We start from the raw sequence: 13,141 nt of genomic DNA on the forward strand, positions 1-13,141 counted from the left end.
TTGTGGCAGAACTTACCTTTTTGCCGGCAAATTTTGCCGCCAGTACCGTTTCTACTTCATTTAAACAAGGAGCATTCAAAGTGTATTAACTCGGCATAAAGCACTGAGCCAGGAGGCTAATTTTTTAGCTTCTGTGATGCTTTGTGCTGTTATCCTGTATATGGTTAAGGAGCTAACCGATGATGCTTCCATTGTCCATCATGTTGATAGTAATGAATGCGATCATGTAAGCGATTATCTCGTCCTTGCCAAAACTCGATTTCGTCAGGAATAACCATATAACCACCCCAGTAGCTGGGACGTAATACGGGTTCTTGTCCATGCTTTTGTATTAAATCATTGAGGGCTTTCTCCAACGACTCTCTTCCTGTAACCTCATGGCTTTGAGGAGAAATAATCGCGCTGAATTGGCTTTTAATAGGTCTTGAGGAAAAATATAGATCAGACTGCTCCTCATCAACTTGCTTGATTTGACCACGAACCCGTACTTGCCTCGCCATTTGTGGCCAATAAAAATTAAGCGCCACATGAGGGTTATTTTGAATTTGTTTTGATTTAGTACTTTGATAGTTGGTATAAAAAACAAACGTCCCGTCATCAACACCCTTTAACAAAACAACTCGGGAGTCAGGGTAACCGCGATTATCTACCGTTGAAAGAACCATAGCGGTCGGATCGTTTTTTTCATTTTTTAAAACATCTTCAAACCAAAGCTTAAATTGGACAAGCGGATCATCTGGAAGTGATTCCTCACTTAAATTGAGATCCCCATACTCACGTCTTATATCCGCAATGCTTCGAAAATTTGTCATGAAATACCATAAAAAAATTGGGTCAGTGAACCCAGTTATAGTGAACGATTCGATATTCCTCAGTTTTGGCTCTACCTGCGACCATTAGTATGAATGGACTTTTAACCTTTGTCATCTCCGCAAAAGCGGAGATCCATTTTCAGAGCAACTCACTACCTCGTTTAGAAATGGATTCCCGCCTGCGCGGGAATGACAAAATTATTAACTCAATGGCCGCTGGCTTGGAACTTAACTCAAGCTATAGCCTGAATTGACTACCAACCAGTTACTTCGGCAATTGCATCGCCTAAATCCGCTGGTGAACGTACAGTTTTTACCCCAGCGGCTTCTAATGCTTTATACTTTTCAGCTGCAGTTCCTTTACCACCAGAGATAATTGCCCCAGCATGCCCCATACGCTTGCCAGCGGGCGCGGTAACCCCAGCTATATAGGAAACGACTGGCTTACTTACATGTGATTTAATGTATTCAGCAGCCTCTTCTTCTGCAGAGCCGCCAATTTCACCAACCATGATAATGGCTTGTGTTTGAGAGTCTTGCTCAAACAAAGCTAATGCATCAATAAAACTGGTTCCAGGAATTGGATCACCACCTATACCAATACAGGTACTTTGACCAAATCCTTTATCGGTGGTTTGCTTTACTGCTTCATAGGTTAGTGTACCAGAACGTGAGACGATACCAACTTTACCAGGCAAATGAATTGAACCTGGCATAATCCCAATTTTGCATTCACCTGGAGTTATAATTCCAGGGCAGTTTGGCCCAATTAAACGGGCTTGGGTATTATTTTCTAAATAGACTTTTACTTGCAACATGTCTAAAACAGGAACACCCTCGGTGATGCAAACAATTAATTGAATGCCAGCGTCTGCTGCTTCCAAAATAGAATCTTTGCAAAATGGCGCTGGAACGTATATTACACTGGCTTCCGCTTTAGTTTCTTCAACAGCTTCACGCATCGTATTAAATACCGGCAAGCCCAGATGCTTCTGCCCACCTTTTCCTGGCGTCACGCCACCAACCATACGTGTGCCATAAGCAATCGCTTGTTCTGAATGATATGTTCCTTGTTTTCCAGTAAAACCCTGACACAGTACTTTAGTATGTTTATTTACCAATACACTCATTGTTAACCTCGAATTTTAGTAATTAACCTAAAAACCGCAGTTGAATTATTGAGAGGAGTCGATTCAACTGCAGTTTTTAGGATTAGGCAACAGCTGCCACAATCTTCTTCGCAGCATCAGTTAAACTGGTTGCAGCAATCACATTCAAATCACTTTTATTTAAAATATCAGCACCAAGTTGCGCATTATTACCTTCAAGACGTACGACTACAGGAATTTTCACATCAACTTCTTTCACTGCAGCAAGAATACCATCGGCAATGAGGTCACAACGAACGATACCACCAAAAATATTGACTAAAATACCTTTGACTTTTTCATCTGAGACAATAATTTTCAATGCTTCACTGACTCGTTCCTTGGTAGCGCCCCCCCCTACATCTAGGAAGTTTGCTGGTTCTCCACCATGAAGTTTAATCACGTCCATAGTCGCCATTGCCAAACCCGCGCCATTGACCATACACCCTATAGTCCCATCTAGAGGAATATAATTTAATTCCCAGTCACTCGCACGATTTTCGCGTTCATCTTCTTGAGTTGTGTCACGCATGCTTTTTAACTTAGGTTGACGATATAATGCGTTGCCATCAATATTAATTTTTCCATCCAAACAAATTAATTGACCCTGCTTGGTTACAACTAAAGGATTGATTTCTAATAAGCTCAAATCGCAATCAACAAACATTTTACCCAAGCCCATCATCAAATGAGTAAATTGCTTTATTTGCTCATCCTGTAGACCCAGTTTAAAACCCACGTCACGACATTGGAAGGGCATGACTCCAACTAACGGATCTACAATAACCTTGAAAATTTTCTCAGGGGTCTCTTCAGCCACCTTTTCTATTTCAACACCGCCTTCAGTGGAAGCCATGAACACCACACGACGAGTAGCGCGATCCACAACAGCACCAAGATATAGCTCTCTGCCAATGTCACACGTTTCTTCAATGAGAACAGTATTGACGGGTTGACCATGAGCATCTGTTTGATAGGTAACTAACCGAGTACCTAATAATGCTTTCACCGCTGTAGCTAATTCGTCTTTGTTGGAGACTAATTTCACGCCACCTGCTTTTCCTCTACCACCAGCATGAACTTGCGCTTTAACCACCCAACGGTCAGTAGATAACTGTGACGCGACTTGTATTGCGTCTTCAACACTATAAGCTACCTCACCCTTAGGAACAGGAAGGTCGTAGTGAGCAAATAATTGTTTAGCCTGGTATTCATGTAAATTCATTGCCATTACCTTTCTAAAAAAAGCGAAATTCGTCAACACACATCAGTATCATTAGAAGCTTTCACTCAGAATACATTGATGTGTCATTGCGTATTTCGCTGTTACATTTCGTTAAACATTAAGTAAAAGACGAGCTGGATCTTCCAATAACTCTTTAACGCTCACCAAAAACTGTACAGAATCTTTACCATCAATCAATCGATGGTCATAAGACAACGCGACATACATCATCGGACGAATCACAATTTGTCCTTTTTCCACTACAGGTCTATCTTCAATTTTATGCATTCCCAAAATTCCTGTTTGGGGTGGATTAATAATTGGAGTAGCCAATAAAGAACCGAATACCCCACCATTAGTAATGGTAAAGGTCCCGCCTTGCATATCTTCCATCGCCAATTTACCTTGTCTGGCTTTTGTTGCTGCATCATTAATAGCCAATTCTATTTCAGCCATGCTCATTTGATCTGCATCACGGATCACAGGGACGACTAATCCTCGCTCCGTTGATACCGCAATTCCAATATCATAAAAACCATGATAGACCACATCCTGACCGTCAATAGAAGCATTTACGGCAGGGAAGCGTTTTAATGACTCAACGACCGCTTTAGTAAAAAACGACATAAATCCGAGTTTAACACCATGTTTCTTCTCAAAACTGTCTTTATACTGAGCGCGCATATCCATTACAGCTTTTAGATTAACTTCATTAAAGGTTGTCAACATGGCTGCATTATGCTGTGCCTCTAATAGACGCTCAGCAATTTTAGCTCTTAAACGTGTCATGGGTACTCGGCGCTCTTCGCGTAATCCCATGGGTGCTTTTGGTTGTTGCTCTTTGTGAGCTTCAGGGGATTTTGAGGTTTTCTCTCGAGTAGATTCGATATAAGCGAGAACATCTTCTTTGGTAATACGACCATCTTTACCACTACCTTGGATTTGTGCTGATTGCAGATCATGTTCTGCCATCATTCGTCGTACTACAGGACTGGTTGACTTATCTTCCTTCGCACTTACCTTATCAGTTTCTGCCTCGTCCCGTCCCTTCGCAGTTTCCGTTTTCGTTTCTTCTTTAGCTTCAGAACCAGCACCTTCTTTTATTTTTGCCAATAATTGACCAGAATTGACGGTGTCGCCTTCTTGAAACATGATTTCAGCCAGTATGCCATCTGCTGGGGCTGGAACTTCTAAAACAACTTTATCTGTTTCTAGATCCAGTAAATTTTCATCACGGGTAACTTTATCACCTACTTTTTTATGCCATGCAGCCACAGTTGCATCAGCAACTGATTCCGGCAAAACAGGTACTTTGACTTCAATAGACATGGTTATACCTTCTTATTTTATTAAATTCGTTAACACTCTGTAGTCTGAGTTAAAAAAAATTGTTTATCTCAGACCACGATAACTCAAATTCAGCCCAATAAAGCTTGCTCAACTAAAGCTTGTTGCTGCTGTGCATGCAGTGCGGGACTTCCTACAGCAGGTGCAGCAGCAAACTCTCTTCCGGCATAGTGCAAGGTTTGTTCAGGAAGCAAACAATCTACTATGTTATGCTGAGAAGAGAACCATACTCCCTGATTTTGTGGTTCTTCCTGACACCAAATCACTTGCTTGGCCTGAGGATATTTATTGAGCTCAGTCGACAGTGCCTTTTTAGGAAACGGATATAATTGTTCGATTCGCACGATGGCCACGTGATTTAATTCTTTATCGCGACGCATTTGCAGTAAATCATAATAAACCTTTCCACAGCACAGCACTACCTTAGTCACTTTTTTTGCATCCAGTGCATCAATTTCCGGAATAATCGTATGGAACTTACCGTTAAATAAGTCGTCTAAAGGAGAAACTGCCAGTTTATGACGTAACAGGCTCTTGGGAGTCATTACAATTAATGGCTTTCGGAAATTACGAATAACTTGTCTTCTTAATAAATGGAAAATTTGGGCTGGTGTAGTTGGCGTACACACTTGCATATTATGCTGAGCACAAAGCTGCATGTATCGCTCCAGGCGTGCAGATGAATGCTCAGGACCTTGTCCTTCATAGCCATGGGGTAATAACATCACCAGACCGCATAAACGCCCCCATTTTTGTTCACCAGAACTAATGAACTGATCGATAACAACCTGTGCGCCGTTGGCAAAATCACCAAATTGAGCTTCCCAAAGCACCAAGAAATTCGGAGCAGAAGCTGAAAAACCATATTCAAAAGCTAACACGGCTTCTTCTGAAAGCACTGAATCGATTACAGAAAAAGGTCGATTGAGTTCATTGGTTATTTTCTCCAAAGGAACACACGTCTCGCCTGTCTCGACATCATGTAATACCGCATGTCGATGAGCAAAAGTTCCTCTTCCAGAGTCTTGGCCCGACAAACGCACACCATAACCTTCTTGAACTAGGCTGGCATAGGCCATAATTTCAGCATAACCCCAGTTCATCGGTAACTCACCGGCAGTCATTTTATCACGCTCATTTAACAAGCGCTGTACTACTGGGTGTAAGGAAAATCCCTCCGGCAGTTCGTTTAATTGTTTCGCTAATTGAGCTAAGTTCTCTTTAGAGATAGTGGTATCGACTTTATCTGTCCATTTTGCATTCATATAAGGGGTCCAATCTACTGCATATTTCCCCTCATAATCTCCATGAACTAAATCCACCACTGCCTTACCTTGATCCAAAGAGTCACGATAAGCATCGACTAATTCTTCAAACTCTTTGCTGGTAACTATTCCCTCTTGAATGAGTTGTTCGGCATAAATTTCGCGTAATGGACGCATGGATTTAATTTTTCGGTACATGGACGGTTGAGTTACTGCTGGCTCATCTGCCTCATTATGACCATGACGACGATAACAAACCAAATCAACAACCACATCTCGTTTAAATTTCATTCTGAAATCAAACGCTAATTTAGTCGCAAATACCACTGCTTCAGGATCATCACCATTCACGTGAATAACCGGTGCCTGCACCATTTTCGCAACATCGGTGCAATACAAAGTAGAACGTGCATCCAAAGGATTGCTGGTAGTAAAGCCTATTTGGTTGTTAATCACAATGTGCACTGTACCGCCAGTACAATAACCACGTGCTTGAGAGAAATTAAACGTTTCCATCACAACGCCTTGGCCAGCGAATGCCGCATCACCATGAATAACCACAGGGACAACTTTTTCCTTTTTCACTAAATCATTGCGTCGGCCTAAACGAGAACGTACTGACCCTTCGACTACGGGGCCAATAATTTCCAAGTGCGAGGGATTGAAGGCCAAAGCCAAATGCACTACGGAGCCTGAACCTGTTTTTATATCTGAAGAAAACCCTAAATGATATTTCACATCACCAGTGCGTTCATATTTGATTTTCCCTTCAAATTCTTGAAAAAGCTGGTTCGGTTCTTTACCTAACACATTAACCAGCACATTCAAACGGCCACGATGAGCCATACCGATGACCACTTCCTTAACATTATCTCTTCCAGAGCACTCAATGAGCTCTTTCATCATGGGAATTAACGAATCGCCCCCTTCAAGAGAGAATCGTTTTTGTCCCACATAGCGTGTACCTAAATAACGCTCTAACCCGTCTGCAGCAATTAAGTCTTTTAAAATTTGTCGTTTTTTGGTTGCATCCAGTTTCAAGCGGCCACGCACAGACTCCATCCGCTCTTGGATCCATTCAACCTCTTCGGTATTAGAAATGTGCATGTACTCAATACCAATACTGCCGCAATATGTTTCCCGCAGTGCGCGGTATATTTCATCCAGAGTCATTTCTGGACCATTAAATTTAGTGCCTGCAAAAAATTTACGGCTTCGATCAACATCCGATAAGTGGTGATACTCTAATTCCAATGCGGGTACTGGAGTACGCTCGGTCATTTCGAGAGGATCAAGTTTAGCGGCATGATGTCCTAATGCGCGGTATGAATTAATTAAATCTGCAATGCGAAATTGTTGGCTATCTGAAGATTGGATTACCGGTATTGCTTTTTTATCTGCGTTCTGCAAAAAATAGTCGCGTATCTCTCTGTGAGAACGTTCCTTTTCAGCACCATTAACCATGGGCAAAGCACTAAATACTGCTCGCCAATCCGATGAAACCGAACTAGGATCAGCAAGATAATCTTCATATAGGCTATCAACATATGCCATACTTCCGCCAGATAAATAGGAGGAAGCCCATTCTTTTTGCAGATCGGAACTGCTCATTTTCATTTTCTCCAAAGGGGTATTAATCACTACCACCATTAAACTGGTAAGTACTCAGCCCCTATCAGGGAACGACCCTATTCGACACATGGAGCAAGACCATTCTGCTGATCAACGCGCAAACTGATTGTGCTGCGCTTATCAGAAAAATTTTCTCACAACCTGCGCTCAAATCCAACCGTTCGAATACATCTTAACATAGGAGACCTGAGCCCTTACTTAAATTGGCTATTCCACTCATCCCCGTGGATAAAACAGCTATCCCCGCAAGAGCGGGGATCCATCCTTATTCTGGTTTCGAGATCATTTCAGGATAATTCTCATTTTAGAGAATTAAATATTCCTATTTTTTAATGACTTTTACCAAGTACCATTAATCATGACAAAGTACCGTTAGGTTTCTTTTGTCAGCATTTGCTGGCGAATCTCAGCAATTGCTTTCATGGGATTGAGACCTTTCGGGCAGACACTGGTACAATTCATGACGCTTCGGCAACGGAACACACTAAATGGATCTTGCAATTTATCCAAGCGATGCGCTGTTGCGGTATCACGACTGTCTGCTAAAAATCGTCTTGCCTGTAATAATCCGGCAGGCCCTACATATTTTTCTGGATTCCACCAATATGAAGGACATGAACTGCTACAACACGCACATAAAATACATTCATATAATCCATCAAGCTGTGCACGTTCCTCTGGAGATTGTAAGCGCTCACGAGCTGGTGCAACTCCATCATTTTGTAAATAGGGTTCAATGCGCTCATACTGTTGATAAAACTGGGACATATCAACAGCCAAATCACGGATTACAGGAAATCCAGGCAAGGGTCGAATCACAATTTTGTCGGTTTTCAATTGAGACACGTGGGTAATGCATGCCAAGGCATTGGTTCCATTAATATTCATGCCATCTGAACCGCATACGCCCTCACGGCATGAGCGTCTGTAGGTTAGAGAGGGATCCTGCTCTGCCTTTAAACGCTCAAGCAAGGTAAGCAACATGGGATCACTTTTAACCGGGATCTCCAGCTCATAATCTTTCATATAAGGCTTAGCATCCACCTCAGGATTATAGCGATATATTGATAGGGTCAATTTTTTACTATCTGCCATGTAATCTATCCTCTTTAGTAAACGCGTTCTTTCGGCGCAAAAGGCTCGACATGCTTAGGTGATGCATTAACTGGACGAAAATCAATTTTCTCACCTTCCTCAAAATAGAGCGTATGTTTAATCCAGTTCTCATCATCACGTTTTGGGTAATCCTCACGGCTATGAGCCCCACGACTTTCAGTACGAACAATTGCAGACTGCGCTGTTGCGTATGCAGTTGCCATTAAATTATCCAACTCTAAGGCACTGACTCGTTCTGTATTAAAGATCTTGCTTTTATCTTCTAATTTGGCATGGGCCAATCGCTCACGTAAAGCTTGTAACCGTTTTAAGCCAGAGGCCATCACTTCACCGGTGCGGAATACACCAAAGTCTTCTTGCATGACACGTTGCATTTCATCATGAATCACAGCAGGGCTTTCGCCTTCTGTTGAATCATTCCAACGATTAAAGCGATGTAACGATGGCGCAAGATCATCGTCACTGATATAAGTCAGTTCAGGCAATTGATTTGCGAGCCATAACTCTTCAACGTGCAATCCAGCTGCCCGACCAAATACAACTAAGTCCAGTAACGAATTACCACCTAGACGGTTCGCACCATGGACCGAAACACAAGCACATTCTCCTACCGCATATAACCCATCAACGACATGCTCGACGCCATTCGTTTTAGTAAGCACTTGACCATACATATTCGTTGGTATTCCGCCCATACTGTAGTGGCATGTAGGAACAACAGGGATCGGCTCAATGATTGGGTCAACTCCAGCAAATTTCATCGATAATTCACGTATTCCTGGTAAACGCGACTTAATAAGATCGGCCCCCAGATGATCCAATTTTAATTTAACGTGATCAACCCCTTTTGGATCAAAACCTTTACCTGCACGTATTTCGAGAGCCATAGAGCGGGCAACGACATCGCGAGAAGCAAGATCCTTAACCCGAGGTGCATAACGTTCCATAAAACGTTCACCGTCTTTATTAATTAAATAACCACCCTCACCACGACAACCTTCAGTCACTAAAACACCAGCCCCAGCAATACCGGTGGGATGGAATTGCCACATTTCCATATCTTGCAAAGGAATACCGGCTCTAAGGGCCATACCAAAACCATCCCCAGTATTAATGAACGCATTGGTTGTGGATTGATAAATACGGCCTGCGCCCCCGGTTGCTAAAATACATACCCGGGATTGGAAAAATACTACTTCTCCTGTCTCAATACACATTGCCGTTACACCAGATATGTGACCATGAGCATCTTTAACGAGATCAAGAGCATACCATTCACTGAATACATGTGTTTTGGCTTTTAAATTTTGTTGATACAGGGTATGAAGTAAAGCGTGTCCTGTTCTATCTGCTGCAGCACAAGTGCGGGCAGCTTGTTCGCCACCAAAATTTTTTGATTGGCCACCAAATTGGCGTTGATAGATTCGTCCGTTATCCATGCGAGAAAAAGGCAAGCCCATATGTTCGAGTTCATAGACAGCTTCTGGGCCTGTTTTACAGAGGTACTCAATCGAATCCTGGTCGCCGATATAATCAGCACCCTTCACGGTATCGTACATATGCCAACGCCAATCATCCTCATGGGCATTTCCTAAGGCACAAGTAATCCCGCCTTGGGCTGATACCGTATGTGACCGGGTTGGAAATACTTTGGATAAGAGAGCAACTTTCAAACCAGAATTTGCCATCTGCAGCGCAGCCCGCATTCCAGCTCCGCCTGCGCCAATAATTACTGCATCAAATGTGTTACGTGCAATTGCCATGCTACCGCCCCCAAAGGATCATTAAGCCCCAAGTAAATTGACTCAGGAGCCATAAAACGACTAACATTTGTACTGATAAACGCAGAGCAGTACACTTCATATAATCGGTAGTTACTGTCCAAATACCTATCCATGCATGCAATGAGAGAGCAAACAATGCAATAAGTGATGCGATCCGAACTAAAGTATTGGAAAAAAGAGCATGCCATTGTGCAAAACCTAGTTCAGGATGCAATAACAAAAATCCAATAATAAAGAAAGAATAAACAGCAAAATAAACCGCGGTGACTCGTTGAATCAACCAATCCTTTAGCCCATTACCTGTTAAGCTGGTGACATTATTTACCATATCCAGATTCCTAGAAAAATTGACAAAATAATGGCAAGAATAATGACTAAAACAGCGGAACGCCGACCAGCATTAAGATGCTCACCAAACCCCATATCCATCAAAAGATGTCTAATCCCTGCCAGTATGTGATAAATCATTGCCGCACCAAATGCCCACAAGATCATTTTGTAAGCAGGATGAGACAACAAACTTTTCACTTGTGTAAAGGCTTCTTCAGATTGCATTGATTGGCCAAAAATATAAAGCATTATGGGTAACAGTAAAAATAAAACTACCCCTGAGATCCTATGTAAAATGGACGCTATCGCCATAGGGGGATAATTTAAACTACCCAAATCCAGATTAACGGGTCTTTTTTTGTTCACTGTGAGTTTCTTCCTTAATTAGAAAAGTTAATTAAATAAAGCACAAATGCGAAGTATAGCACTCTGTTGTTATCGCGCAAGATTAAGTCGGCATGGATTCTAATCAAAATGTAACTTGTCTATCTCTAAATCAAATATATTTGTCGGTTATCTCTATTCTCTAAAAGGCTCTTGCTACTCGATAAGCTCTTAAAATTAATAATAAAAAATATTTCATTGGTTACATTTTTATCAACTTGTTATTTTATTGGTATAATTAATATACATTCATTGTATTGGACATCAATTATGGCTATCTCTAACGATCCAAATGAACGGTTGACTTATTGTGTCTCAAAAGGTCTGGTTAAAACGGTAAAAGTTATTATTAATGATATAAATCAAATTCAGAAAATTCAACCAGAAACTCTCGATAAAGCATCAGAAAGTGCATTAAAGACAGCAACCTCCAAGGAAGCAGAGCCAGGTGAGCGAATTAATAAGCAATGGGGAATTATCACGTTATTATGAAATATACCCAAAGGGCTACCGCAACCTAGTGCAAAACTTGTTACAAAAGCACTGGCTGAACATAAAAAGTATAATCAAAATTTATGCGATAACGAATTTACGAACTTGATCAAAGATAAAATGAAAAAAGAGGATTGGGATTCAGTTTTTGATTATCTTGAAAGCGACAGGGTAACAAAACCATCTCAGATTGCAATCAGTTTTACCTTAAGAGTCGCGGCAAGTCATAATGATTGGCCAGTTTTTATGAAACTGTTAAATCATCATGAGCCTGATTGGAAAATGGCCGGTAACCTGCTCTTTTCAGCGGTACAAGCAGGGCAATATGATGCAGTGAAACAGCTTTGTAATTTGTCTCAAGAAAATATGCCTAATGCGAGTAATATTAAAAGAGCAATGAAAGAAGCAAAACGTACAGGACATCATGAAATTGCCAATTATCTGGCTTGTGAGTTAATCCATCAAAATAATTTGGGAAAAGATCCTTTAGCACTAACCCAAGCCATACTTCAAGATTATGTTGATCATTCGTTTATAGGAAGTAGTTTATTTAGTGCTCAAGTGAAAGGGGTGAAAAATGTCCTTACGCAAGTAAAACGCACAACTGCTCAAGAGCATGATGAAAATGCAAGAAACAGAGCCGTACTTGATGTCGTGCAGTCCTTAAAACAAATTTTAGGTGATAATAAAGAATTAATAGGCCGTGTTGATTTCATTAAAGCACACTGCGGTAAAATCGAAGAGGCTCCTTCACTAAAAGCCGAACTGTGATTTTCTTAGTTTGAATAGGAACAAAAGCCCCCTTTGAATGGAGGCTTTTTTTTATTTAGGCCGCATCGTAGATGTTCTAGGCTGCTTATAGGTATCACGCGGGGCCTCAAGTGGATATCCGTATTTATCCGCATTTTGTTTGACAATTTGTAAATAACGCTCACCCCATTCACCGGGATCAAAGTTAGTGACTACCACGTTATAGGGTAAATTAATAATTGATTCAAAGGCTTTTCTTTGGGGAAGCAAATGTCCGCCAAAGGAAACTTGCACTTCTGTTTCTTTATCAATACCTTCCTCTTTCAGACGCTCAACCAGTATAAAGATCATTTTTTCGATAGTCATATAGAGCTTATACATCGACATGCCTGCGGAAAACATTTCTTCACTTTTGGAAGTAGACAATTTTGATCCCGCATCAAGAATAGAATACACAAATTCCAACTCTTGTGTCCCTGCAATTATTTCTGGTTTGATTAATGCAGGAGGAGAAATAGGCTCTATAGTTGGAGACACAATATAAAGTTCAAAATCAGCCCAACGCCACCAGATTTGATAGACGCGCTCCACTAAGGTTATCGGATCATTTAAATCCTCTTCCATTTGCAGCTTACGCAAGTCGAGACTGTTCTCGTTATCAATGTTATCCAAATCTTCAAGATACTCTGGGTTTTCATCAGCAGTAGGGAAACCTGGTTCATCAGCCATTTGCATACCACATATAAATCAAGCTTATATGGTTATATTAGCCCAAATTTTATGAATGAGCACGAAAGTTAAATCTGCTGAAGTAAAAAACTTGTAAAAAAATGTAACCAGCAAGAGTAGACACAAC

12 protein-coding genes are annotated in these 13,141 nt (G+C 41.3%); 2 read left to right on the forward strand and 10 right to left on the reverse strand.

What is annotated here, in order from left to right:
- Positions 1-164: 164 nt before the first annotated feature.
- From pdxH to sdhC, 9 genes are all read right to left on the reverse strand, one after another.
- A complete protein-coding gene (pdxH, locus tag OQJ13_RS06730; protein ID WP_265710084.1) occupies positions 165-812 on the reverse strand; it encodes a pyridoxamine 5'-phosphate oxidase in 648 nt (215 codons plus the stop codon).
- A 254-nt stretch (positions 813-1,066) separates the two neighbouring features.
- Positions 1,067-1,942, reverse strand: coding sequence for a succinate--CoA ligase subunit alpha (gene sucD, locus OQJ13_RS06735; protein ID WP_265710086.1), 876 nt, complete (start codon positions 1,940-1,942; stop codon positions 1,067-1,069).
- Between the two features lie 82 nt (positions 1,943-2,024).
- Positions 2,025-3,185 (reverse strand): ADP-forming succinate--CoA ligase subunit beta, encoded by a 1,161-nt coding sequence (gene sucC, locus OQJ13_RS06740; RefSeq protein ID WP_265710087.1) that lies wholly within the window; start codon positions 3,183-3,185, stop codon positions 2,025-2,027.
- A 111-nt stretch (positions 3,186-3,296) separates the two neighbouring features.
- Entirely contained in the window at positions 3,297-4,514 is a 1,218-nt protein-coding gene (gene odhB, locus OQJ13_RS06745; RefSeq protein ID WP_265710089.1) for a 2-oxoglutarate dehydrogenase complex dihydrolipoyllysine-residue succinyltransferase, read from the reverse strand.
- Between the two features lie 89 nt (positions 4,515-4,603).
- A complete protein-coding gene (locus tag OQJ13_RS06750) occupies positions 4,604-7,408 on the reverse strand; it encodes a 2-oxoglutarate dehydrogenase E1 component (protein WP_265710090.1) in 2,805 nt (934 codons plus the stop codon).
- Positions 7,409-7,801: 393 nt separating this feature from the next.
- Complete coding sequence (locus tag OQJ13_RS06755) at positions 7,802-8,524, reverse strand: succinate dehydrogenase iron-sulfur subunit (protein WP_265710091.1); 723 nt, start codon at positions 8,522-8,524, stop codon at positions 7,802-7,804.
- A gap of 14 nt (positions 8,525-8,538) precedes the next feature.
- A complete protein-coding gene (sdhA, locus tag OQJ13_RS06760; protein WP_265710093.1) occupies positions 8,539-10,308 on the reverse strand; it encodes a succinate dehydrogenase flavoprotein subunit in 1,770 nt (589 codons plus the stop codon).
- Between the two features lies 1 nt (position 10,309).
- Entirely contained in the window at positions 10,310-10,657 is a 348-nt protein-coding gene (sdhD, locus tag OQJ13_RS06765) for a succinate dehydrogenase, hydrophobic membrane anchor protein (protein WP_028380758.1), read from the reverse strand.
- Positions 10,651-11,025 carry a succinate dehydrogenase, cytochrome b556 subunit gene (gene sdhC, locus OQJ13_RS06770; protein WP_265710094.1) on the reverse strand — a complete coding sequence of 125 codons (375 nt, stop codon included), beginning with the start codon at positions 11,023-11,025 and terminating at the stop codon, positions 10,651-10,653. Before sdhC ends, sdhD begins: the two co-directional genes overlap by 7 nt.
- A gap of 288 nt (positions 11,026-11,313) precedes the next feature.
- On the opposite strand from sdhC, the gene OQJ13_RS06775 reads away from it, so the two are divergent.
- Entirely contained in the window at positions 11,314-11,535 is a 222-nt protein-coding gene (locus tag OQJ13_RS06775; protein ID WP_265710095.1) for a hypothetical protein, read from the forward strand.
- 120 nt (positions 11,536-11,655) lie between these two features.
- Positions 11,656-12,306, forward strand: coding sequence for a hypothetical protein (locus tag OQJ13_RS06780; RefSeq protein WP_265710097.1), 651 nt, complete (start codon positions 11,656-11,658; stop codon positions 12,304-12,306).
- 51 nt (positions 12,307-12,357) lie between these two features.
- Here the strand turns inward: OQJ13_RS06780 and OQJ13_RS06785 are convergent, their stop codons facing one another.
- The gene (locus tag OQJ13_RS06785) at positions 12,358-13,014 is read right to left on the reverse strand and encodes a virulence factor (protein WP_265710098.1); all 657 of its coding nucleotides are present in this window, start codon (positions 13,012-13,014) and stop codon (positions 12,358-12,360) included.
- Positions 13,015-13,141: the final 127 nt, after the last annotated feature.

The sequence above is a fragment of the Legionella sp. PATHC035 genome, assembly GCF_026191115.1.
GTDB lineage: Bacteria > Pseudomonadota > Gammaproteobacteria > Legionellales > Legionellaceae > Legionella.

Bases quoted from the DNA above. Each gene is read 5' to 3' on its own strand.
- sucD (WP_265710086.1), bottom strand. From the start codon at position 1,942: ATGAGTGTATTGGTAAATAAACATACTAAAGTACTGTGTCAGGGTTTT.
- sucC (WP_265710087.1), bottom strand. From the start codon at position 3,185: ATGAATTTACATGAATACCAGGCTAAACAATTATTTGCTCACTACGAC.
- OQJ13_RS06750 (WP_265710090.1), bottom strand. From the start codon at position 7,408: ATGAGCAGTTCCGATCTGCAAAAAGAATGGGCTTCCTCCTATTTATCT.
- OQJ13_RS06780 (WP_265710097.1), top strand. From the start codon at position 11,656: ATGAAAAAAGAGGATTGGGATTCAGTTTTTGATTATCTTGAAAGCGAC.
- odhB (WP_265710089.1), bottom strand. From the start codon at position 4,514: ATGTCTATTGAAGTCAAAGTACCTGTTTTGCCGGAATCAGTTGCTGAT.
- OQJ13_RS06775 (WP_265710095.1), top strand. From the start codon at position 11,314: ATGGCTATCTCTAACGATCCAAATGAACGGTTGACTTATTGTGTCTCA.
- OQJ13_RS06755 (WP_265710091.1), bottom strand. From the start codon at position 8,524: ATGGCAGATAGTAAAAAATTGACCCTATCAATATATCGCTATAATCCT.
- OQJ13_RS06785 (WP_265710098.1), bottom strand. From the start codon at position 13,014: ATGGCTGATGAACCAGGTTTCCCTACTGCTGATGAAAACCCAGAGTAT.
- pdxH (WP_265710084.1), bottom strand. From the start codon at position 812: ATGACAAATTTTCGAAGCATTGCGGATATAAGACGTGAGTATGGGGAT.
- sdhD (WP_028380758.1), bottom strand. From the start codon at position 10,657: ATGGTAAATAATGTCACCAGCTTAACAGGTAATGGGCTAAAGGATTGG.
- sdhA (WP_265710093.1), bottom strand. From the start codon at position 10,308: ATGGCAATTGCACGTAACACATTTGATGCAGTAATTATTGGCGCAGGC.